The 23809-nt window shown below is 52.6% G+C and carries 20 protein-coding genes; 13 read left to right on the top strand and 7 right to left on the bottom strand.

Annotated elements, in window-relative coordinates:
• Positions 1-3: 3 nt before the first annotated feature.
• The 4 genes from C7T94_RS18175 to C7T94_RS18160 form a co-directional block, all read right to left on the bottom strand.
• Positions 4-672 (bottom strand): hypothetical protein, encoded by a 669-nt coding sequence (locus tag C7T94_RS18175; protein ID WP_107217335.1) that lies wholly within the window; start codon positions 670-672, stop codon positions 4-6.
• A complete protein-coding gene (locus tag C7T94_RS18170; RefSeq protein WP_107217333.1) occupies positions 665-1924 on the bottom strand; it encodes a dihydroorotase in 1260 nt (419 codons plus the stop codon). The genes C7T94_RS18175 and C7T94_RS18170 overlap by 8 nt, the downstream gene beginning before the upstream one ends.
• On the bottom strand, positions 1921-3963 hold the full coding sequence (locus C7T94_RS18165) for a BatA domain-containing protein (RefSeq protein ID WP_107217332.1): 2043 nt from the start codon (positions 3961-3963) through the stop codon (positions 1921-1923). The genes C7T94_RS18170 and C7T94_RS18165 overlap by 4 nt, the downstream gene beginning before the upstream one ends.
• 145 nt (positions 3964-4108) lie before the next feature.
• Positions 4109-5689, bottom strand: coding sequence for a L,D-transpeptidase family protein (locus C7T94_RS18160; protein ID WP_107217330.1), 1581 nt, complete (start codon positions 5687-5689; stop codon positions 4109-4111).
• Between the two features lie 269 nt (positions 5690-5958).
• Between C7T94_RS18160 and hisG the strand changes: the two genes are divergently transcribed.
• The 9 genes from hisG (at position 5959) to C7T94_RS18115 (ending at position 14079) form a co-directional block, all read left to right on the top strand.
• Positions 5959-6810: an ATP phosphoribosyltransferase gene (hisG, locus tag C7T94_RS18155; RefSeq protein ID WP_107217328.1), complete on the top strand. Its 852-nt coding sequence runs from the start codon at positions 5959-5961 to the stop codon at positions 6808-6810.
• A gap of 57 nt (positions 6811-6867) precedes the next feature.
• Positions 6868-8172 carry a histidinol dehydrogenase gene (gene hisD / locus C7T94_RS18150; RefSeq protein WP_107217326.1) on the top strand — a complete coding sequence of 435 codons (1305 nt, stop codon included), beginning with the start codon at positions 6868-6870 and terminating at the stop codon, positions 8170-8172.
• Between the two features lie 13 nt (positions 8173-8185).
• Complete coding sequence (hisC, locus tag C7T94_RS18145; protein ID WP_107217324.1) at positions 8186-9229, top strand: histidinol-phosphate transaminase; 1044 nt, start codon at positions 8186-8188, stop codon at positions 9227-9229.
• A gap of 71 nt (positions 9230-9300) precedes the next feature.
• Positions 9301-10434 (top strand): bifunctional histidinol-phosphatase/imidazoleglycerol-phosphate dehydratase HisB, encoded by a 1134-nt coding sequence (gene hisB / locus C7T94_RS18140; protein WP_107217447.1) that lies wholly within the window; start codon positions 9301-9303, stop codon positions 10432-10434.
• 12 nt (positions 10435-10446) lie between these two features.
• Positions 10447-11037, top strand: coding sequence for an imidazole glycerol phosphate synthase subunit HisH (hisH, locus tag C7T94_RS18135; protein ID WP_107217322.1), 591 nt, complete (start codon positions 10447-10449; stop codon positions 11035-11037).
• 4 nt (positions 11038-11041) lie between these two features.
• On the top strand, positions 11042-11791 hold the full coding sequence (gene hisA, locus C7T94_RS18130; protein WP_107217320.1) for a 1-(5-phosphoribosyl)-5-[(5-phosphoribosylamino)methylideneamino]imidazole-4-carboxamide isomerase: 750 nt from the start codon (positions 11042-11044) through the stop codon (positions 11789-11791).
• Positions 11791-12552, top strand: a complete 762-nt coding sequence (gene hisF, locus C7T94_RS18125) for an imidazole glycerol phosphate synthase subunit HisF (protein ID WP_107217318.1) — start codon at positions 11791-11793, stop codon at positions 12550-12552. The genes hisA and hisF overlap by 1 nt, the downstream gene beginning before the upstream one ends.
• Before the next feature lie 18 nt (positions 12553-12570).
• Positions 12571-13179, top strand: coding sequence for a bifunctional phosphoribosyl-AMP cyclohydrolase/phosphoribosyl-ATP diphosphatase HisIE (hisIE, locus tag C7T94_RS18120; RefSeq protein WP_107217316.1), 609 nt, complete (start codon positions 12571-12573; stop codon positions 13177-13179).
• 6 nt (positions 13180-13185) lie between these two features.
• A complete protein-coding gene (locus C7T94_RS18115; protein WP_107217314.1) occupies positions 13186-14079 on the top strand; it encodes a WD40 repeat domain-containing protein in 894 nt (297 codons plus the stop codon).
• A 114-nt stretch (positions 14080-14193) separates the two neighbouring features.
• Here the strand turns inward: C7T94_RS18115 and C7T94_RS18110 are convergent, their stop codons facing one another.
• Both C7T94_RS18110 and C7T94_RS18105 read right to left on the bottom strand, forming a co-directional pair.
• Positions 14194-19950, bottom strand: a complete 5757-nt coding sequence (locus C7T94_RS18110) for an alpha-2-macroglobulin family protein (protein WP_107217312.1) — start codon at positions 19948-19950, stop codon at positions 14194-14196.
• 37 nt (positions 19951-19987) lie between these two features.
• Entirely contained in the window at positions 19988-20773 is a 786-nt protein-coding gene (locus C7T94_RS18105; RefSeq protein WP_239495064.1) for a C40 family peptidase, read from the bottom strand.
• 88 nt (positions 20774-20861) lie between these two features.
• Between C7T94_RS18105 and C7T94_RS18100 the strand changes: the two genes are divergently transcribed.
• A complete protein-coding gene (locus C7T94_RS18100) occupies positions 20862-21311 on the top strand; it encodes a universal stress protein (RefSeq protein WP_107217310.1) in 450 nt (149 codons plus the stop codon).
• A 68-nt stretch (positions 21312-21379) separates the two neighbouring features.
• On the opposite strand, the gene C7T94_RS18095 is transcribed toward C7T94_RS18100, so the two are convergent.
• Positions 21380-21730 (bottom strand): 4Fe-4S dicluster domain-containing protein, encoded by a 351-nt coding sequence (locus C7T94_RS18095; protein ID WP_107217308.1) that lies wholly within the window; start codon positions 21728-21730, stop codon positions 21380-21382.
• Positions 21731-21798: 68 nt separating this feature from the next.
• Between C7T94_RS18095 and C7T94_RS18090 the strand changes: the two genes are divergently transcribed.
• Genes C7T94_RS18090 through C7T94_RS18080 form a run of 3 tightly spaced genes read left to right on the top strand, consistent with a single transcriptional unit; the run spans position 21799 to position 23761 of the window.
• Positions 21799-22815: an acyl-CoA reductase gene (locus C7T94_RS18090; protein ID WP_107217306.1), complete on the top strand. Its 1017-nt coding sequence runs from the start codon at positions 21799-21801 to the stop codon at positions 22813-22815.
• 57 nt (positions 22816-22872) lie between these two features.
• On the top strand, positions 22873-23076 hold the full coding sequence (locus C7T94_RS18085) for a fructose-6-phosphate aldolase (RefSeq protein ID WP_107217304.1): 204 nt from the start codon (positions 22873-22875) through the stop codon (positions 23074-23076).
• A 1-nt stretch (position 23077) separates the two neighbouring features.
• On the top strand, positions 23078-23761 hold the full coding sequence (locus tag C7T94_RS18080; protein ID WP_107217302.1) for a cell division ATP-binding protein FtsE: 684 nt from the start codon (positions 23078-23080) through the stop codon (positions 23759-23761).
• Positions 23762-23809 lie beyond the last annotated feature (48 nt).

The following is a 23809-nucleotide window of genomic DNA, read 5'->3' as shown; positions in this document are numbered from 1 at the left end:
AGGTTAACGGTTATAGGTGGTCAGCAAAGCATACACGGCGGTCTCGAAACCTTTATTGCCGCTGTGCGCGGCCAGCTCGCCCAGCGTTTCCTCGCCGCCGCGGGGGTTATGGAAGAAAGCAAGAAAGGGCACGAACAGGTCTTCGAGTTCTTCGCCTTTATCTACCCGCGCAGAGGCCTCGCAGATCTGCCTGATGTTCGTTTCTGCCAGCTCCTGATTGCTGATCAGGCTTTCATAAATGGCAAATTCATCCTGGAACTCGTCGTCCTCGACCAGCAGAAATTCTTTTAAAAAGTCGTCAAGTTCTGGATCAATTCCCTCATCCTGGCATTCCCTGATGTAAAGCAACAGGTTCAGGAGCTCAGTTCCACGGTCAATGGTTTCTTCTTCAATGGCAGCCCATTCGTCGCTTTCCAGGTAGTCGTCTTCCAGTTTCTGTACATCGCTGGCAAAAAAGTTTACCATCAGCAGGTCGAAAAAAACCTCCCGCAACGCTTCGAACCGCGGGTATTCGTCCATCACGGCATCGAACTTTGCTGTTTTCTCGAGAAATCCCTCTTCGCCGGAGAATGCGGCAGTCAACTCGTTTTCAAGGTTCCCCGGTGCAAGGCCCTCTGCTGTGGCAAACCTGTTGAGGCTGGCAGCCAGCGTCGTTTTAATTTTGTTATCCATTGGTATAAAGCTGGTTGTTGTTAAAGATTAGTTGTACACGGCCGGTCAGTTCCTGACCAAGCAGCGGTGAGTTTGCCGATAGCGAATAATTGTTATCTTCATCGTACCGCCATTTCTCAGTTGTATTGAACAGGGTCAGGCAGGCATTTGTTCCCACCGAAACAGCAGGTACCGGAATGCCGAGCACTTTACGCGGACCTGCCGCGAGCTTTTCTGCAATCTGCACTGCACCCAGCCCCGCCCGTACCAGGAGCGGAAGAACGGTCTGCAGGCCGATAATGCCATAGTGCGCAATTTCGAACTCGACATTCTTAAACTCGATTTCTTCGGGCCGGTGCTGCGAACAAACGGCATCGATCGTGCCGTCTTTCAAGCCTTCGAGCAGGGCCGCTACATCAGCAGCGCCACGCAGGGGCGGTTTCACCTTGTAGTTACTGTCAAAATCTGCAAGCAGCTCTTCAGTCATGCTCAGGTGGTGGGCTGCAACATCGCAGGTGATGTTCACCCCTTCCTGTTTCGCCTTCCTGATCAGGGCGACCGAACCTGCCGCAGATACCGTACTGATGTGCACCCGTGCCTCATTGTAGGCCGCAAGAAAAATATCGCGGGAGATCTGCATTTCTTCGGCCAGTGCCGGAAGCCCCTTCATACCGAGCAGCACGCTGTTGGCACTTTCATTGATTTTGGCCTTACCGGCTATGGAACCGTTTTCAGGATATACCATAAGCAGGCCATCGAAACCCTTCAGGTACTGCAGGGCGCGACTCATGAAACCATCATCTTTCACAGGCCTGTCGCCATCTGAGAAGGCGATGGCACCCGCCTGGCGCATGTCATACAATTCGGCCAGTTCCTTGCCTTCCCGCTCCAGGCTCAATGCCCCTACCGGGTGAATGTCTGTAACCCCGCCCCGGGCCTTGTTGCAGATGTATTGAACCTGCGACTTGGACTGAACAACGGGTGCCGTATGCGGCATGACCGCTACACCTGTAAATCCGCCGGCGCGGGCGGCAGCGATCAGGCTGTCTATATCTTCACGCGTTTCGAAACCCGGATCGCCGGCGGCGGCGTTCAGGTCAAAGAAACCGGCTGACAAAAATCCGCCTTTCCCGTCAATCTCCTGTTCGCCGTCGGTCTTTGTCAGCTCCCCGATTGCTGTAATCTGGCCGTTTTCAATGCGCAGATCTGCTTTTTGGCCATTGTAAGTGTTTCCGGGGTCGGTGATGATGACGTTTTTTAAAAGAAGGTTCATGAAGCTTTCTTGTTTCCTGAGTGGTTTAAAAATCTGATTAAAACGATTTCTGCAGCGATAAAGGCCAGGGCCAAAATTAGGCAAAGTTTCCATAATTCGACCCGGTTATTTTGCCCGGCCACGCCGGCCGCAAGCGAGTCGATGCCCATATCGATGAGTCTGATCTGTTGTTTGCTTCCGAGACTGCGCAGCAAAGCATTGTCTGCATAGTGCATGTCAGATTCGCCGCGGCCGGTGTTGAAGGCATATTCAGCAAGCCGTCCCGCCGCCGTACGCAGGCTGTAAAAATCCTGCTCGCGGGCCTGGTCGGCAATGTGCAAGACAGTTTGCCCCGCCTCCTGCCGCAGTTCCGGAATCAGTTCGCCGCTGCCCGAAACCAGGCGCGGCATCATTTTCTCTGACAGCCCAGCCTGCGGAGCCTGCAGGGAAGCATCGCGGCCCACCACATGATACAGCGCCGGCTGCCTGCCCGAAGCCAGGGCAATATTCAGGAGGAGTGGTACAACAACCGGGTGCCGGGAAAAATCACCATCTGCAGCACCGAAGCCTGCTGTACTCAGGTAAATGCTTCCTCGGCCACGCGAAAAGACAGCGAAGGCAGGCTGGTTGCCAGGCAGGGATAGAATGTCTTGCCTGGATGCGCCGCTACCCTCCAGTCGGACATGCCGCCTTACCTCAGGCAGTGAGAGTTTTCCGGGTACATCGTCAAACACGTTCCGGTACAGCGGATGCCGCAGATCAATGCTGCTTACCCGGGTGGCCGTTGTGTCGAGCGCTAAAATTCCCGGCAGGCCGAGTGCGCGCAAAAAATCGGTGTATACCTGCGGTTTTGCGCTGAGGTCAGGAATGACCAGTACCGCTCCGCCGCGGTCGGCATAGCCTCTCACAGCCTGGCCCAGACCGTCAGAAGGTTGCTCCAGGGCGTTCAGTATAACCAGGCTGTACTGGTCCAGTGCTGAGGCGTTTATTGCACCTTCAGCTGCTGGCGTAGTTTTGAAAAACGGCTCTGAAGCCAGCAGCGCGGCCATCTGCGGCCCCGCTTGGGGCCCTTTTATGTGCAAAATGGGCTGCCCCGACCTGACTTCGAACGCAAAAAGGAAACGGTCGTCAAAAGTCACCGGGAAATCTTTGATCTGCAGCTCGCCCTGCTGCCAGCCTGCCCTGAGACCACTGAAAGCCAGGGTATCTGTGGCACTCTTCCCTGCGGCAATGCTAACGCTGCTCACCGCCTTCTGCGCACCGTTTATAGTTAAACGCAGCGGAACATTGCGTGCCGGCGCATTGCCATAATTGCGCAACCTGACAATCAGTTTTTCAGCAGCGTCCGGGCGGTGAACCGGGAATGCGGTCCACACGCTGTCTACAGCCACATTAGGCTGGGCATTTGCGCGCAGTTTCACAAAGGCGACACGCACGGTCGAATCAACTCGCAGTGGCCCCCCATCTGCAAAACCGCGCTGGAAATCAGACACCACGTATAGCTGGCGGTTCCCGCTGCCTGTAAAGACCGCTTGTTGCCGCTCTGTAACCTGCCTGAGCGTGCGGGTGGCCGGGCTGATCTTTACCTCGTCTAATGCGGAAATAAATGCTTCGCGGCTCAACAGTCGCTGGTGGCGGCCTTCGAAATCGTTTGTCAGCAACTGAAAACGGTCGTTCAGCGCATAACCGGCCGCAATTTCCCTGGCGCGGCGCTTCGCCTCGTCGAGCAGGTTGCCATCTTTGTTAACGGCATCCATGCTGTACGAATTATCGATATAAATACTCACGGTGGTTTCTACAGCCGCCCCGGTCGTTTGCTCGCCGGCAAGGAAAGGCTGTGCGAAAGCCAGCACCAGGAAAACCAGGGCCAGCATGCGTGCCGCCATAACCAACAGGTTCTTTAGCTTTTCGCGTGAGGCATTCCGCTCCTCGATTTCCTTAATAAAAGCAACATTGCTGAAATTGACTTTCCTGAATTTTCTGAAATTAAACAGGTGAATGATGACCGGAATGGCTGCCGCAAAGAGTGCAAAAAGAAAACCCGGATAGAGGAAATTCATCAAAAAACAAAGGTAGGATTTTTAGGCTAAAATCACCGGCCTGCAGAAACTTTGCTGCCCGGGCAAAAACCCGCCGCACTCCGGCAGCTCTCGCCCCTGCGCCGCGCCCAAAGTGCCGCAGCGGGCGGTAGCTGTTCACCGGGTGTTAAGCTGCGTATTTTTTGAGCGACCGCCACAAAATCTCATCATGCCCGTATACATCTGTTCTAAACTCGATGCGCCCGTTCTGTGGCCAGGCTGTCTGGTAGCTTATGAGCAGGTAAACCGGTTTTTTGGTGCCAAACCATTTGGGCCGCAGCTGGTAGCTGTTTACTGTATCGCGCTTGCGTTCCTGTTTTCTCCTGAAGATCGGCATTTTAGTGGTATCCAGCGGCGGCAGGTCCACTTCCATGCGCAGCAGGTCATACTGTGATTTGCTTCTAACCAGCAGTTCGGCAAATTCCAGCGGCTTTTCAATGCGTACGCAGCCGTGGCTAATGGCCCGGTTGCGCAGTTTGAACCCATATTTGTTGTTCGTATCGTGCAGGTAAATGCTGGAGCCGTTGTTAAAAATAAACTTGAATTTGCCCAACGCATTGCCCTCTCCAGAGCCCTGCTTGAACTGATAAGGCAGCTTGTTTCTCGGGTACCGGCTCCACTGAATGGTATCTGGTTCGCCGATCTCCACACCTTTGCGGTACACTTTGATGTTGCTGTTCGACAGGTAGTAGGGATCTTTTAATGCCTGGTAATAGATCTCGCTCTGTGCGATACTGACCGGGATATTCCAGATGGGATTAGCCTGAATGGAGTTGATGCGGCTAGCGAGCAAAGGCGTCTCATGGTTTCTTGGTTTGTCATCAAGGCTGCCGGTCTGCAGGTAACGCTTCATCTTTTCTTCGTATGCCTTTTCGCGTGGTCCGCCAACGCAAACTTTCATAAAAGCAAGCGTATCGGTTTTATCGAACCAGGTCAGCGAGAAATCAGGAATGTTGACAAGCACCATTTCATCATCTTCGTTTGCCGGCATTTGCCAGCGCATCCGCTCCATGTTGATCTTCAGCGTGCGGAGAGTTTGCTGATCGGCACCCGACCGGCGGTAAGCGGCCAGGGCAGCCTGCATCTGTTTATAGGCCTCGCTGGCCGGCTGCACAGATTCCAGCGTTTTCAGCAAATCGTCGGTCTGCAGTACCTGCTTCATAAACGTACTGTCTGGCCTGCCAATGCGGATATAAAAACGGCTCAGCAGCTTGCGCGGGTTTACTGCTCCGAATTTCAGAAAGTTGCTGTACTTGAGCAATCCTTCGGCAGCATTCAGTTCAAGCGCAGCCACAACGGGGTACACCTCTTCGATTGACGAAAAGCGATTGGCATTCAGCTGGGCAAGCAGGGCTTCAATTTGTTTGAGCCTGAAGATCTTTGGATCCAGTCCGTGCAGATCGGCTCTTTTCAGGTAATCGCGCAAGGAATCCAGGCCGCCGGTAGCATAAAACGACTGGACAAGATGTGGCTCATACTCTTGTGCTGCATACAGCGAACGAATGGTTTGCGGATTTGAAAAATGACTGGCCAAACTGTCGGCAACCCGTCTGAATACGGGGATGTAAGCAGCCGTATCAAATTTTTTGTACAGTTTGTTATCCAGGTGCTCTGCCAGGACCGAGCCAACCTCAGGAACCGGTTTAAACCAACCGCAGGCACTGAGACACAGGAAAAAAGGAATGATTAAGCGTAAATTTCTCTTCAAAACAGGCAAAGATAAGATTCTCGGGGCCCGTTACCGACCCTCCCAAGCCCCGATACTCAAATAAAATGCCATATTTTTTTGATTTCTACCGCGTTTGGTTATATTTGCCGCAGCTAGACATTGATAGAGACAGCAGGAATTTATGAACTTTGTTTTGAACCACCACTTACATTTCCACCATCGCCGCCAGGCGATGTAATGTGTTATGTTTTGTACGTCAAAACTGTTTTTAAAAATATTTTCTTGTATACATCTTTAATCAACACTTAGTGAAGACACTCAAAATTGCCATACAAAAATCTGGCAGACTTAATGAAAAATCAGTAGAGATCTTAAAAACCTGCGGTCTTTCATTCGAAAACTACAAAAGCTCACTCATTTCTTCAGTTACCAATTTCCCGCTGGAAATCCTGTTCCTGCGTGATGATGATATCCCTGAGTATGTTCAGGACGGCATTGCCGATCTCGGTATTGTAGGCGAAAATGTGATTGAGGAAACCGGCGCTGACGTACACTACCTGCAGAAACTCGGCTTCGGTAAATGCACGCTGAAGATTGCAGTACCCGCTACCGAAAGCTACACCAGTATTGAAGAACTGAACGGCAAAGCGATTGCCACGTCCTATCCTGTTATTCTTGACAATTTTCTTAAATCTAAAGGCGTGGAAGCGCAGATCAGGGTCATCAGCGGTTCGGTCGAGATTGGCCCGGGCCTGGGCTTAAGTGACGCCATCTGCGATATCGTCTCGACTGGGGGAACCTTGAAAAACAACGGGCTAAAACCCTTCGCAGACGTGATGCGTTCGGAAGCTGTGCTGATCGCCAATAAGACCATCTACGATGCGCCCGAAGTAGCCGAACTGCTTCAGCGCATCCGTTCGGTGCTGAAAGCAAAATCGAACAAATACGTGGTGCTGAATGTCGAAAGATATAACCTGGAAAAGGTTGTGGCCTTACTGCCCGGCGTGAAAAGCCCGACCATTGTCCCCTTATTTGAGGAAAATTGGGTGGCCGTACATTCGGTGATCGCCGAAGAAGATTTCTGGGAAAAGATCAATAGCCTGAAAGCCGCCGGCGCCGAAGGTATCCTTGTCCTGCCGATCGAAAAAATCATAGTTTAAGCGTCTGAACATCGCTGCAACCGCATTAACCAAAAGTTAATACAAAACTTTAAAACATTGAAAATCTACGATTTTAATAAATTATCTGATGTAGAAATTGACCAGCTGTGTTCACGCAGCCTGGAAGATGATCAGCAGGTCGTTAGCACCGTGAGGGACATTCTCGATGGTGTGAAATCACAGGGTGACGCGCTTTTGCGTCAGTTGGCTGAGCGCTTTGACGGGGTGAAACTTGACCTTCTCTATCTGGGCGCGACTGAGCTCGCTGCTCTTGCAGCAGACATTCCTGAAGCAGCCCGCAAAGCCATTGACACTGCCGCTGCGAACATCCGCCGTTTTCATGAAACCCAGCTGCGCCAGGAAGACCGGGTAGAAACCATGCCGGGCGTAACCTGCTGGCGGGAAAGCCGCCCCATCGAGTCTGTCGGACTTTACGTTCCGGGTGGTTCGGCCGTTCTGCCAAGCACCTTTCTCATGCTGGCCATCCCTGCTGCGCTTGCCGGCTGCAAACAGATTGTGGTTTGTTCGCCTCCGCAGACCGATGGCAAGACGAACTGCTACCTGGCCTACTGTGCCACGCTGCTCGGCATTGACCGGCTTTACCTGGCAGGCGGTGCGCAAGCCATTGCCGCGATGGCTTACGGAACCGAAACGATTCCTGCAGTCAGCAAAATTTTCGGGCCGGGCAACCGGTATGTAACTGCGGCCAAACAGCTTGTTCAAAACCGGGTAGCAATCGATATGCCGGCAGGCCCATCTGAGGTTCTGATCGTCGCAGATGAGACTGCCAATTCGGCATACCTGGCTGCTGATCTCCTTGCACAGGCAGAACACGGACCTGATTCCCAGGCAGTACTGGTTGCTACTTCAAGAGATATTTTAGAACAAACGATCGCAGAACTGGACCGCCAAGTGATATCGCTGCCCCGCCGCGATATTGCGGCGAAAGCCTTAAATAACTCTTACATGATTTATGCGGATACGCTGCAAAGCGCCATGCAGTTCTCCAACAGATACGCCCCCGAACACCTGATCCTCGCTACCGAGCACTTTGAATCTTTGCTTACGCAGATCAGCAATGCGGGGTCTGTATTTTTGGGTAACCTGACACCTGAAAGCGCCGGCGACTATGCTTCAGGAACAAACCACACGCTGCCTACGAGCGGCTTCGCCAAAGGTTATTCGGGTGTGTCGGTCGACTCTTTTCTGAAGAAAGTCACCTTCCAGCACATCAGTCCCCGGGGACTACAAAACCTTGGTCCGACGGTCGAGATCCTCGCATCGGCCGAAGGCCTGGACGCACACCGCAATGCTGTGAGTATCCGCCTCGAGGAACTTCAGAGAACAGATCAGAACTCCTAATTTTGCACAACAAATGAACATCAACGATCTCGTCAGAGAAAACATACAGAAACTCAGCCCCTACTCTACCGCCAGGGACGAGTTTAAAGGGCAGGCATCGGTTTTTCTTGATGCGAACGAAAACAGCTTCGGCTCGCCGCTGCCGGCCGACTACAACCGGTATCCTGACCCGCTGCAGCTTGATCTTAAAGAGGCCATCAGCCGCATTAAAGGTGTTCCCATCGAAAACACGTTTCTGGGGAATGGTTCGGACGAAGCCATCGACCTGTTGTACCGTGCCTTCTGCAACCCTGGAAAAGACAATGTGATCCTGGTGCCGCCAACTTATGGCATGTACGAGGTCTCGGCGAACATTAACGATGTGGAGACCAGGAAGATCAGCCTCCTGCCAGGTTTTCAGCTTGACCTGAATGGCATGGCCGAAGCGATCGATGCCCGGACCAAACTCATCTTTGTCTGCTCACCCAACAACCCCACCGGTAACTCCCTTAACCGGCACGATATCGAGACGCTCCTTACCAACTTTAACGGCCTGGTGGTTGTGGACGAAGCGTACATCAACTTTTCCAAACAGCACACCTTTATCCGCGAACTGACAGAGTATCCCAACCTGGTTGTGCTGCAAACATTTTCTAAAGCCTGGGGGCTTGCAGCGCTGAGACTCGGTATGGCTTTCGCATCCTCGCAGATCATCGATGTGCTGAACAAAATCAAACCACCCTACAACATTAACCAGGCCACCCAAGACCTCGCGCTTGAAGCCTTAAAAAACATAGACCAGGTAAATGCCTGGATTAAGACAACTGTAAACGAACGTGACAGGCTGGCAAGTGCGCTTGCTGACCTCCCTGCAGTCAGACAGGTATATCCTTCAGACGCAAACTTTATCCTGGTTGAAGTAACACAACCCGAACAGATCTATAACCAGCTTGTAGATGATGGCATCATTGTACGTGACCGTTCAAAGGTGGTACTTTGCGAGGGATGCCTGCGCATTACAGTCGGCACACCAAAAGAAAACGCCCGGCTCCTGGAGCGGATGAAAGCCTTTGCTTAAGCGACCAGGAAGCTGTACGCCGGGCCGGAACGCAGGACGCAGGCGGGCCGGGCCAAAACAAAAACAAGACAATGAAAAAAACATTATTTATAGACCGCGATGGCACGCTGATCCTGGAACCAGAAGATGAGCAGATTGACAGTTTCGCGAAATTGAAATTTTACCCGAAATCATTGCACTACCTGAGCAAAATTGCCCGGGAGCTTGATTTCGACCTGGTTATGGTGACCAACCAGGACGGCTTGGGCACAGATTCCCATCCCGAAGAGAACTTCTGGCCTGTACATAACTTTATCCTTGATACATTCGCCGGCGAAGGGGTCGAATTTAAAGAGGTGATCATTGACCGGACCTTTGCACACGAGAATGCTCCGACACGGAAGCCCCAAACCGGCCTGCTGCTGCACTACCTGGCCGAGGGCTATGATCTGGCCAACTCCTTTGTGATCGGCGACCGGCTCAATGATGTGATCCTGGCGCGCAATCTGGGCGCGAAAGCCATCTACCTGCGCCAGAACGACCACTTGGGCCAGCATGAGGCGCTCGACAAATATGAAACGCTGTCAGACATCATCGCATTAGAGACCAGAGACTGGGCAGATGTTTACACATTTCTTCGTGCCGGCAGCCGCTGCATTGACCATACCCGCAATACAAATGAAACCAAGATCAGTGTGCAACTGGACCTTGACGGTACCGGCAAAGCAACGGTGGCAACAGGCCTTCACTTTTTTGACCACATGCTGGACCAGATTGCGCGCCACGGTGGCATTGACCTGAAGATAGAAACCGACGGCGATCTGCACATCGACGAGCACCACACCATTGAAGACACCGGCATTGCCCTTGGTGAGGCTTTTGGTAAAGCCCTCGGCAACAAACTTGGCATTGAACGCTATGGCTTTTGCCTGCCTATGGACGACTGCCTGGCACAGGTAGCCATTGACTTTGGCGGCCGCAACTGGATTGTGTGGGACGCGGAGTTCAAACGTGAAAAAGTGGGCGATATGCCAACCGAAATGTTCTTCCATTTCTTTAAGTCGTTCAGTGATGCTGCAAAATGCAACCTGAACATCAAGGCAGAGGGAGAAAACGAACACCATAAAATCGAAGCCGTTTTTAAAGCATTTGCAAAAGCGATCAAAATGGCCGTTAAACGGGATCCGGAAAAAATGGTCTTACCGAGCACCAAAGGGTTGCTCTAAGCACAAACTGTTATGATAGGAATCATCAACTATGGCGCGGGGAATATCTTTTCCCTGACCGCAGCCCTCGACCGGCTCGGCCTACAGTATGGCATGGTCAATACCGAAGCTGAACTGCAGGCCTACAGCCACATCATCATACCGGGTGTAGGGCATGCCGGCGCCGCCATGCAGAAGCTCCGGGCTACCGGACTGGTCGAACCGATCTGTAAACTAACCAAGCCGGTGCTGGGTATCTGTGTCGGCATGCAACTGCTTACTGCCCACTCAGAAGAAGGCGACAGCGAACTGCTGGGCATTGTTCCGCTCAACACCCGTTTGTTCGATAAGTCGCTGGGAATCAAAATACCACACATGGGCTGGAACACCGTTCAGCACCAAAACAATTTGCTGTTTGATGGTGTTGATGAATTTGCACAATTCTATTTTGTGCATTCGTATTTTATTGAATATAAGCCTATTTTTGACATCGCATCAGTTACCTATGGCAACCGGTTCTCTGCGGCAATTAACAGGGATAATTTTTACGGCGTTCAGTTCCACCCCGAAAAGTCGGGCGCAGCCGGCGAACAACTATTGAAAAACTTCAGCAACATAAATTAAGAAAATGTATATAATTCCCGCCATTGATATTCTAGACGGAAAGGTCGTGCGCCTGCGCGAAGGTGATTACAACCAGAAAACCGAGTACGACGTTTCGATTGCCGAAATGATCGAGAAATACCAGTCGAATGGCACCGATTTTATCCATATCATTGACCTGAATGGCGCCAAAGGCGATTTCAGCAACCAGAAAGCCCTGTTCGATGTGATCAAAAAAACAGAAATGCGGGTGCAGTATGGTGGCGGTATCCGCACGATCAGCCAGGTTACCGAGTTGCTTGATTCGGGTATTCACCGCGTTATAGTCGGCACGCAGGCCATTACCAACCCCTCGTTTCTTGATGAACTTAGCAGGGAAGTTGGAAAAAAAGATGATTATGCAAACCGGATTGTCATTGCGATCGACGTACTTGACGAAGTCATCAAGTATTCAGGGTGGATGGAAAGTTCGCCCATTAAACTCATGGACTATGTTGACCGCTGCCTGCAGCTGGGCTTTTTCCGCTTTCTCTGCACCGACATCAATAAAGATGGCAAACTGGGTGGCGCCGCGGTCGATCTGTATGAGAAATTACTGAACCACTCGCCCTTCATCAAATTGATCGCCTCGGGCGGAATCAGCTCAATGAAAGACATCGAAGAACTGGCCAAACTCAACATCCGGAGCTGCGTGGTTGGTAAAGCCATTTACGAAAATCGCATCAGCATCGAAGAAATCAAAGCCTGGAACTTAAAGGCCATGACATCGCTGTAATGCTTAGTAAAAGAATCATTCCCTGTCTCGATGTGAAAGACGGGCGGACTGTTAAAGGCATCAATTTCGTGGACCTGCGCGATGCGGGCGACCCCGTCGAGCTGGCTGCGCAGTATGCGCAGCAGGGTGCAGATGAGCTGGTCTTTTTAGACATCACTGCCACGCACGAAAAACGCAAGACGACCATCGAGATGGTCAAATCGGTTGCCCGGCAGTTGAATATTCCCTTTACCATTGGTGGTGGCATCAGCTCTGTAGCAGATGCCGAAGCGCTGCTGAGCGCCGGCGCCGACAAGATCAGCATCAATTCTGCAGCGGTGCGAAATCCTGTGCTGATCGAAGATCTGGCCAGGGCTTTTGGGGTACAGTTCGTGGTACTGGCCGTAGACACCAAACTGGTGAACGGCAGAAACCTGGTGCACCTGAACGGTGGCCGGCTGGTTACCGCTATAGAAACCGAGAGCTGGATTAAAGATGCCGAGACACGCGGCGCGGGCGAGATCCTGCTGACATCGATGGATCACGACGGCACCAAACAGGGTTTTGACTGTTCCCTGCTGCGCAAGATAAATGACCGCATCAACATCCCGATCATTGCCTCGGGCGGTGCTGGCAAAACGGCTCATTTTACCGAAGTTTTCGTGCAGGCCGATGTAGATGCAGCCCTTGCGGCCTCGGTATTTCACTATGGCGAAATACTGATCCCCGAACTGAAACAAGAACTCAACGCACACCACATTCCGGTCAGGCTGCAGTCCTGATCGCATAAAGCTATTATCATGAATACATTTTCCGCAATCGGCGAGCCGGATTGGAGCAAAGGCGAAGGCATGCTGCCGGTCGTTGTACAGGACGTACAGACCCTCGAAGTGCTGATGCTGGGGTACATGAACAATGAGGCCTTGCAGCAGACGCTCAGGGAAAGTAAAGTGACCTTTTTTTCACGTTCCAAGAACCGGCTTTGGACGAAGGGCGAGAGCAGCGGAAATTTTCTTCTGCTGAAAGACCTGCGCCTGGATTGCGACCGGGACACGATCCTCATCAAAGCCCAGCCGATTGGACCCACTTGTCATACAGGCAACCGCAGCTGTTTCGACACCCCCTATAACCAGAATTTTATTTTTGAACTGGAACGCATCGTCGCAGACCGGTATGAGCATCCATCAGAAAGTTCGTATGTGAACAAGCTGCGCCAGAAAGGTCTGAACAAAATAGCGCAGAAAGTTGGCGAGGAAGGTGTGGAAACGGTTATTGCGGCACTGGCCGAAACCGACGAAGACTTCCTGAACGAAGCGTCTGACCTGGTGTTTCACCTGTCTGTTCTGCTGCGCGAAAAAGGTCGCAGTTGGAATGACCTGGCGCTGAACCTGGAAAAAAGACACCGGTAGCCTGTCATGCTCAGCCTGAACAAAACACTCCCCGGGCACCAGAATCCGGTCTACGCATTAGCGGTACACCCTGAACAGCCTAAGTTTTATACGGCTGGAAATGATAAAGGGGTAGTTGAGTGGTCTGCAGTAGATTTTAGCTTTACCAAGGTGCTCACGCCCGTATCAAGCTCAGTATATGCCCTTCATTTTTTTGCAGGCAAGCTGTTTGCTGCACAGAAAAGCGGGCTTATTGAGGCAATAGACCCCGAAACCGGCGGGCGGTCACGTATGGATGCGCATGGCGGGGCGGTATTTGGCCTTCAGGGCATTGCCGGTAAACAGGAACTGCTGTCGAGCGGAGAAAACGGACAGCTCACAGTATGGGATGCCCGCTCGCTCGAAAAGGTGTACCAGTTCAGCGCCGGCAGTGATACGGCAAGATGCATGGCTCTTTCGCCAAACGGCGCTGAAATTGCCGTGGGCTGTAAAGATCACATTATTCGCGTTTACGACACCTCAGACTACAGTTTGCTGGCTGAACTGAGCGGCCACAAAGGCGCAATCACCTCACTGGCGTTTTCACCGGATGGCAGTTACCTGCTTTCAGGCAGCCGCGATGCCCAGGTAAAAAAATGGGCAGCTGGCAGCTTCGTAGAATCGGCCAGTCTGGCGGCTCACCTGTTCGCGGTTTATGGAATTGTCTTTCATCCTGACCGAGCCTGTTTTGCAACCTGCAGCCAGGATAAAAGTATCAAGATCTGGAACAGCGAAGATTTCCGCCTGCTCAGGATCTTAAGCCTGGAGAAGAGCAAAAGCGGTCACAGCCATTCTGTAAATAAAATAGCCTGGCTGCCGGATGGCGCACACCTGGTCTCGACCGGCGATGACAGGCTGGTACAGGTCTGGAGCTGGGATTAATGTTTGCACAAGCCAAGCGGCTGTGTACAAGCGGTGGCTGCAGGCGCCCGGACCCTTGCACAGGCCCCGGGCCTGCCGGCCTTGAGGAATAAAAAATATCCTGAACGCACCCCGTTAGTTTATGGCTACATTTTTCAGTGCCTCGCGTCCATAAAATACCGGGAAGTACATCATCTCGGCGCGGGCGGGGTTCAGCACATACCTGCCCTGGTAACGCGGCATAAGGCGAATTTCGAAGATATAGCTGCCCTGCTTCAATTTATTGCAAAAGATCGCCGTCTTTTCCTTAAAATACTCACGGTGTGTCTCGAGCCTGTAATTGACGGCTTTGTCATCATACGAGCAGGAAGCTGGCACGGGTACCTCGATCATCACATAGTCTGCATCTGCGCGGACTTTCACCTCTACCCGAAGTACCGCAGGTATTCCTGCCTTCAGTTGCGCTGCCTCTGCCCCTTGTTGCAACAATACGGTCTTCACCTCAAAATCTTTTTTGACAGCGACCGGCCTGGGGTTCAGGAACTGCTGGTAAGCGGTTATGTAAACCGGCAGCGTGCCCGTCTTGGAGAAAGATAGCGTTTGTCCGCCAGGCAGTGTACCGTTTGCCGGAAACCGGCTGAGCAGCGTACCGTTGAGCCGCAAGGCTGAGGGTTTTCCGGCGTCCGGCTGCTCAAGCAGGTCGGGCAGGATCGCCTCGAGGATCAGTGCCGCCTCATAGGTGTTTCGCCATTGCCCGTCTTTTCGTTGTTCCAGGAAATATTGCCTGATCCGGGCCAGCTCTGCGGCATGCCCTCCCGCTGTTTTCAGCAGCTTGTAGACAAGCAGGGTATTCTGCACACTGTTGTCAAAAAATGCGTGTCCCTCCTCGCCCCAGTAACTGCCGCCAAACATGGTCTGTTTCTTTATGGCCACCAATGCTGCTGCCTGTATTGGTTCTCCCTGCAGCTGTTTCAGCCGGAGCAGCCTGAGCCTGGTGTACAGTCCCGGCTGTTTAACCAGGCGCGTAGCTTGTTCTTCGCGCCGCAGCCAATCGCTGAGCGGATATGCCGGGTCGAGCAGGTGCAGCAACTCAAGCGCATGGCTGCGTTCGCCTGCCGCGAGGTCTGACAGACCGGCCTGCACAGACCTGAACAGCGTTGTTTTGTCCAGACTTGTATGGTAGTGCTGCGAGCCGGCTTTAAGGAGGGCATCTGCAACGTGTATCGTGATCCACATCTCAGCCCGGCCATCAGGCCACCAGGACCAAAGTCCGTTCGGCAGCCTGTTCTTTTCTAGCAGCCTGATTATTTTACCGATGTCGCTGTCAAAACTGAAAGGTTGCTTCAGCATTTTCCGCAACTGTTTCTCAAGCAGCAAGGCCTTAAGTTTGGAGGCTAGTTGTTCATTACACTGGTAAGGATAGTCTCTGACCCGTCTCAGTTCATCAAGCAAAACTGGAAATACCGAAGCTTCAGCGTACCATTTGACCGATCCGCGGGCCGCATCAAAGTTCCAGGCCACAGACGTGTCGGCGGCCAGGACAGCGAACTTACCCTCGGTTTCCAGCACCCCGGGATCGTACACCGGCACCTTTCGTTCTTCTCCATCGGTGTATCCTCCTGGCTGGTCAAGCGTATACCTGAACTGAAGCGTATCGGTACTCGTTACATTGAACATGAGGCTGTCCAGATGTGCATGCTTTACCTGCCTTTGCCCTGCAAGCCGCTCAGTTCCATTAACCAGCAGGCGGCGCATGACGGTTTCGGTGACCGGCGTATAGTTCATCAATTTGCCCATGACCTGCAGGCTGTCTCCTTTGATGGCAAACTGCGGCGAGACGAGATTTGCACTGAGCGACTTGAATGACCGGATGGAGGTCTGGATCTGTCCGCTCTGGCGCCGGCCGGTCATGGCAAATACCTCCGTATTCCAGCTTGTGATATCGTCCGGAAAGGTTACGGTAAACCGGGCTTCGCCGTTTGCATCCGTGAACAGCTCCGGTTTCCAGAACCCGACATCAGAAAAATTGCGCCGCAGGCCAGATTCCGCAGAAAATCCCGTAGCGGCAATGCCGCCGACCGCTTTGCGCTTAATGATAACCACGCCGTTTGCGGCCTGGCTGCCATAAATGGCTGTCGCTGCCGCATCCTTCAGTATACTCACATCGGCAATGTCATCAGACGAAATATCTTCAAGCCTGCCATTGTACGGAAGGCCATCAACGATGAGCATCGGCTGCCCGGCTGCTGAATTTTTACCCCTGATCTGCAAGCCGGGTGTGGCGCCCTGCACGGTGGCAACAGAAGCGGTTAGATTCCTTCTTTTAGCGGCGCCATAGCCAACCACAACGACCTCCTGAAGCGCCATGCTTTGTGGTTTCAGGCTTAGCTGGACATGTGCCCCGGCTTTGATGGGTACTTCTTCGTTCTCAAATCCCAGAAAGCTAAAAGTCAGGTGTCCGCCGGCCGGCACGGGAATACTGAAGGTACCGTCTGCACCTGTGCTGACACCGGCAGAAAATCCCTTTACCTTCACGGCAACACCCGGCATGGCCGAGCCGTCTTCCTGACTCGTCACCCGCCCGGTCATCCTGAACCCGAAATCGGCGCGGTTCAGATGGCTGTCATTAAATTGTTCCGTAACCGAGAGCGCTAGCTGCTGGCGCTGGGCAGCACTGCCCCAGCCCGGGCCCGAACCGGCAGATTTGAGCAGAGAATCGATACGCATACTCATTTTATTGGCTGCATGCAGTCTTAGCTTATTGATCTTAAGATAATTGCTGCCACCGGTTTTCACCGACACCTGCTCGGCCATATAATAACGGTTGTCTTTCAGGAGCAGCAGGACGCGGTATGCACCAGGGGCCAGGCGGCCAAAAAACTGGGTGTTGCCCGGCAAAATGCGAACGAAATCAGGCGCATCGTAGCGGTACAAAACGATCGTCTTGAGGTACGGCTGGCTGATTGTCAGACTTGTATCGAGTGCCAGCACCAAAGTACCGCCCTTTGCCACAGGGGGCTCATGTACCGGAAACAGGTTGGTGGTCCTGCTTCGCATGTCGAGGAAATCATTCCATATGCTGTCAATCGTCCGGGCATCCAGTGCCTGTTGGCGGTAATCTGTATTGCCCGCTTCTGGCACAGCGCGCAGCTGCCACCCTGGGTTGTCAAAAATTGAGGCAGACTTTTGCCTGATCAGGCCCGGCGCAAACGTATAACTGAAATCAGGCTCCTTCAGAAAAGATAAGGTAAGCGAAGGCCGGGAAAAGGTCAGGTAATTGGCAGCAATCGGGCCAATGAGCCGTTCAGACTTGTCGGAACCGGGCGGATTCAGCAGCCAGGTGTTTGCCTGGCCATCACGTATAACCGTTTTTTCAAACTGGAAGTTATCCTGAACGCGGAACATATAGTTCGACAACACAGATTCGTCAGCCGGACTGAGTTTCGACCCCATAGCCACTACCCGGGCCGAAGCGTTTTTTGGATCGGCCTGAACACTGATTACATGGCGGTGGCCAAAGCGGATATCGGCTTCGAAGTCGGCCTCATAGCGGCTGCTGCGCAATATAATCCGGTGCCTGCCCGGATCTACCTTAAAGGCATAACGCTGCAGTTGGTCTGCCTGCGAGAAATAAACCGGCACACCGTCTATGTAGATAATACTGACCGGGTCTATGGCGCCATTGCTGACCAGGAAAGGCACAACCGATGTTGTGGTGTCCCTGCTCGCTTCTGACAGTTCATACTTTCCCTTAGGATACAAGAACCTGTAATACTCAACGGTGTCGAGAGCCAAACGCTTCCCGAACGCCTGCCAGTCGAGCGGAATCCGGCCCATGGTCATGTCGAGGCTCTCTCCTTCAAAAGTGGCATGGGCCTTTTGTTCCTTGTCCCGGCGATCGGCAAAATAGGGCAGGAAAACCCCGGCGCTGCCGAACTTACCCGTATAGGCCTGCGCTGTGAGGTCAGCGCCCGTCACCGGGCGCTTGTCTGCATCCCGGACACTGACTTTCATCGCCACAGTCTGACCCGGGTAAACGGCTGCAGGTGCATCGAGCTGCACGGCCAGCAGGTTTTTGTTTAGATGGACCGTTTGCCTGACACTGCGCTCGGCCTCGCCCCAGCGAAAATTTACCTGCACCGCAACCGGCTGCGAGCCCCGGTACTGAAACGCGGTATCAAGCCGGGTACCATATCCGCTGGCCAGCACCTTATTTCCGCCGCTCAGCATATACCAAACCCGAATGCCCCGGGGGTTACTCATTTTAATATATAGCGAATCAGCATGCCGCAGCCCCGACACGGCGACCTGCGGATCAAAATCTGACACGGTAACATCTGCCCGCAATGGCCCCGCCTGCAGCTCATAGGCACCAAACCGCGGATCAAATTTTGTGCAGTAAGGCAGCTGAACCACAAGGCTGTCCAATTCAGTTTCGTCTGGCCGTAAACGGTACAACATTCCTGATCGTGGTTGCGGGCGGCCGTTCAGGAGATAATCGAAACGTATGGAATCACCTTCAAATTTTCGCGTAAGCTGTTCCCGGGCATCGGTGTAGCTGAAACTGCGGTATTCAGACCGGCTTTCGTTGCTGCTGTTCCGGAATTGAAAAGACAGGTTGAAAGCCAGGTCTGCCCTCGGAAAAATGCTGTCGGGAAGGAGCAGCCTTGTCTCCCCGACAGGCTCCAGTTTAATGGAATGCTGCCACAGCGTATCGGGCACAAAAACACCATCAGATCTATATTGCCTGACTGGTCCGCTCGTTGCAATAAGTTCGACGCGTCCGTCGGGAACGGCCAGATCATTCTCATCGCTGGCTTTTATATACAGCGCGATCGGATTGCCTGGTGCGTGTTCCGTTTTATCCGTTCGCACCGCAAAGCGCAGTGCCTTAAGCTCATAATCTTCGTAGCCGAATGTGCCTGAAACCATCACTGCTCCCCCGCCGGCGGCGCGCAGCTCAAGCGTATACTGCCGGTCCAGGTCTAGTTTAAGCGCCGCGAGCGCCACTGTTCCTGAAAAACTACCGGGCCGTGTGGAAGAACATGTGTCCAATATCTGTTCGGGCTTGCCATAACGCTTCAGCACAAGTTCTGCTGCCTGTGGCCTGATGCTTCTGCCCTGCCGGCTTACAACAAAAGCTTTCCAGCGCAGGGTATCGCCGGGCTTAAACTTAGGTTTATTGAAAGTCATGTATCCTGAAAACTTCCGGAGGCCTGTGCGCTTAGCGTCAGAAATTGGGGAATGCCGGTTACTCAGCAGGTTTTTGACGGGCATCCAGGTATAGATCAGCGGCTTGCTGAAAAGAAATTTCCGGAATGTCTGTGCCGGCCGGTAGTTCTGCTGATGCCGCTCAACCACGAAAAAGTTAGTCTGACCGGCATGCACAGCCCTGATCACCTTCGTTCCCGGCGAAGGGCCTGTTACATAGAGCTGCCTGGCCCGGTCAAAACGGACCACCCGGCCACTTCCTGTGCGTACAACTGCGTCAGTTACCGCCCTGCCCTGGCGGTCGGTCAGGGTGAACCCTAGCTTCCTGGACTGGTTAACAAAAAATATATCCAGGTTCTGGACGGCATGCAGTCGGTACGCCAGTTCTGCCTGGCGTGCGGTTACGAAAAGATAGTGCCCCGGGGCCAGTTCTTTGCGGTAAACAGCCGCCCGGTCAAAGGAATCCACCTGGGTATGCAGCATGGAGCTGTTGCGCCTGCCGGCAGCAAACAAAAAGGTTTCAGTCTCTGTAAGGCGGTAAATCCGGGTTAGCCTGGAGCCCTGTAAACTGTTCGACAGCTTCTGGGCCTGCGTAAAGGCGGGCTGCAGGCACATGGCCAGTGCGGTTAAGACGATAAACGGAATGGATCGCGAAAGCGCAGATGAGTAGCGTTGCACCATAAGATTTCAGGTTTGCTCTATGATGCTGCAGCCCCGGCTATTCCATAAACCTCTTTAAAATACGCAGCCGGTGGCTGTACCGGCCCAGTTCAGCATTGAAGATGCCCTGGTCATCGATCCGGTCAATCCGCACTTTTCCAGAAGCATGAATAATGGTATCGTTCCCGATCATCATCCCCACATGGGTGATACGGCCCTGCTCATTGTCAAAAAAGGCCAGGTCCCCGTCGCGCGCCTCAGCGAGGAAAGCAACAAGGCTGCCCTGTTCAGCCTGCTGCGAGGCGTCACGCCTGAGGCGGATGCCCCCCAACCGGAAAATGGTCTGGCAGAAACCCGAGCAATCGATCCCTGACAAATTACGCCCGCCCCACAAATAAGGTGTGTTCCTGAAAAACCGGGCCATGCCGATCAGGTCTTCCTGCCCGGGAAGATATGGCTCAAAATTAAGGGTAAAAGTGTGGCCGCCCAGCCGGCACGTTCCATTATCGTAAAAGGGCAAAGGACTTGCCGGGCTCAGGAAAGTACGCCCCCATTCGGGATGATGTACGGCCAGGCCTGCCTGCAAGGGAACGAGATGCCCCGGCGCCTCGAGCCGGACAAAGGTTTCCTGGTCAATGGCCGTAAGCTGCCTGAAGTCTATCCAGCCTTCATAGCCGTCATAAGCGTTCTGTATCAGCCACCACTTGTCCGTCTTTTCAATGACTGTAACATGTTCGCCAAAGAGAACCTGCGAGACCATTTCTGCCCGGTCTGAGCCTTCGGCGCGCAGCGGGGCTACCGCTACCACGCAAATGCCAAACCCTTTGTTCGGTGTTTCCATCATGGCGTCTAAACTAACAAATAAACCGCTGAGGCGAACATAACCCTGAAAAAATTGTTGTGATATAAAGGTAAATCTAAACAGCAAAGTCATGGAATTCAAAAAAATCCTGGTCGCCGTAGACAACAGTACGTGCTCAGAAAAAGCGGCGCGAGCCGGATACGAAATGGCCCGCAGATTTGGCGCCGAAACCGCTCTGGTCAACATCATCGAACCGGTGCCCGCTAACGTAAATCCTGACCTCACGCTCGCGCCTGTATTTCTTGAAACGTATGACAACAGCGAAGAAAACAGCCATCTGTTATTGAAAGAAATTGAAAGCCGCTATGCTGAAGGCGTGCCAACCACATACCTGAGTACGGTAGACAGCCCGGCACATGGGATCATCCAGCAGGCCGATGACTGGGGGGCAGACCTCATTGTCATTGGAACATACGGCCGTACCGGCATTTACCATTTCCTGATGGGAAGTGTTGCCGAGCACGTAGCCCGGAAATCTGCCTGTCCGGTGTTGATCGTTCCGAACAAATGTGATGTTTAGCGCACTAAAAAAGGAAAGCCGGTTTGCTGATGCAGACCGGCTTTTTATGAGATAAACCTGACCAGGCCTTAACCTTCCTGGTGCAGCCAGGCTTTTTTGGCAAGTAATTCTTCTTCTGTTTCGCGCACATCCTCGTCATCCACGCAGCAATCAACGGGGCAAACGGCAGCACACTGCGGCTCGTCGTGGAAGCCTTTACATTCTGTACACTTGTCTGAAACGATATAATAGACTTCGTCTGATACCGCTTCCTGGGCAGCTTCTGCATCCACTTCCTGTCCGCCAAAATCAATGATCCCGTTTAATGCGGTACCGTCTGAAAAGCGCCATGCTGTACCGGCATCATAAATGGCGTTGTTCGGGCATTCGGGTTCGCAGGCCCCGCAGTTGATACATTCGTCAGTTATTTTAATTGCCATTGTTTTCGTTCTAATCTATTGCTAAAGTTTACCTTTGCGGCTGCAAATATAACACATAAATAGGAAAAATGATTGCGCTAAACCACGAAAAAGTCATTTCTGCACTGACCAGTCTCGGCGATTTTTTCAGGCAGCCCGACGCCGGCTGGCAGGAGCTGTCGGTACGCGTTCAAAACCGCAATCCCTGGTTTACCCCTGAACAGGTGAACCGTGCCACTGCAGGCTTGGCCGCCATGCTGCGCGGGCCGGATATCAGGACCTGGGTGGAAGGCATCCGGATTACTGATAAACCCCGTCAGGTTGGAATGATCCTAGCCGGCAACATTCCCATGGTTGGCCTGCATGATCTGTTGTGTGTACTCGCTACCGGCCACCACGCGCAGGTTAAACTCTCCTCTTCAGATGATCTGCTGTTGCCTTACGTCGTAAATCAACTCATCAGCGCCGAGCCGGCTTTTGCCGGCCGCGTTCAATATGTGGAACGCCTGCAGGGCTTTGACGCCGTCATTGCTACAGGAAGCAACAATTCATCCAGGTATTTTGATTATTATTTCGGCAAAGTGCCAAATATCATCCGCAAGAACCGCAACAGCGTAGCCCTGCTTACGGGACATGAAAGCGATGCTGAGCTGGCCGCACTCGGCGATGACATTTTTGCTTATTTCGGGCTCGGCTGCCGGAGTGTTTCAAAGCTGCTGGTACCCGAAGGGTACGACTTTGGCGCATTTTTCAGGGCGATCGAAATACACCAGCCTATTATCAACCATTTCAAATACAACAACAATTACGATTACAACAAGTCCATTTACCTGGTTAACCTGGTTCCGCATTTGGACAATGGATTCTTGCTCGTTAAAGAAGATGAAGCCCTGGCTTCGCCTCTTGCTGTGCTGTACTACAGCCACTATCAGCAGGCCGACGACGCGGTCAGTCAGCTTCAGCAGGCCCAGGAAAACATTCAGTGCATCGTTACGGCAGAACAACAAGGCGCCTTACCGGTTATACCCTTTGGCCGGAGCCAGCAGCCGCGTTTATGGGACTATGCCGACAACATCGACACCACGGCTTTCCTGGCAGGACTGTAAGCCGATATATTGCTGCTTTTAGGCAGAAATTCATTTTGAAATCCTATTTTTGAGCAAATGTATGTAATCAAGGTAAAGGGGATCGCTAAAATTCCGGATTATGTCCAGCTAAGAGACGAGAAGTTCACCTTACTGGCTTATTTCCGTGTTGACCGTCCCGATAAGTCGCTTGAAAAGCTTGGCCTTGCTGCCAAACAGGATTACATCATGGAACTGATCAGGGAACTTCCCTTCGGACAAATCCAGAAATTAGAGATTTAACATGGCAGAACACGCAGTAATTCATTTAAAGAACGTAGATATATTTCAGCAGAAACACCTGGTTCTCTCGAACGTAAACCTGCATATCGACAAAGGCGAATTTGCCTTCCTGATCGGCCAGACCGGTTCGGGCAAGAGCAGCCTGCTGAAAATCATTTACGGCGATCTGCATATTGGCAACGGCGAGGGCATGGTAGCCGATTTCGACCTGAAAACCCTGGCAGAAAAAGATGTGCCTTACCTGCGCCGCAAACTGGGCATTGTTTTCCAGGACTTTCAGTTGCTTACCGACCGTACCATTGAAAAAAACCTGGAGTTTGTACTCCGGGCAACCGGCTGGTCTGATAAAGCGCTGATCGCAGAGCGCATTAAAGATGTACTTGACAAGGTAGGTCTGCGTTCCAAGATCAAAAAAATGCCGCATGAGATTTCGGGCGGAGAACAGCAGCGTGTGGTGATTGCAAGGGCACTGCTCAATGATCCGGAAATTATTCTAGCAGACGAGCCAACCGGAAATCTGGACCCTGATACATCAGAAGAGATCGTCATCCTGCTCAGGCAGATCAGCCAGAATGGAACGGCGGTGCTGATGGCTACCCACGATTACCACATCATCCGCACCTTCCCTTCGCGCATCATCAAGTGCGAAAACGGGGTCATTACCGACAATGTCCAACTGGTCTAAACTGACAGTCCGCACTGCGGGCTTCGGTCAGAAAGTACAATGCCACCA

This window comes from Pedobacter yulinensis (assembly GCF_003029735.1).
Taxonomy (GTDB): Bacteria; Bacteroidota; Bacteroidia; order Sphingobacteriales; family Sphingobacteriaceae; genus Pedobacter; species Pedobacter yulinensis.
The sequence above is the reverse complement of the archived record's forward strand: the minus strand, read 5'-3'. Positions and strand labels throughout refer to the sequence as shown.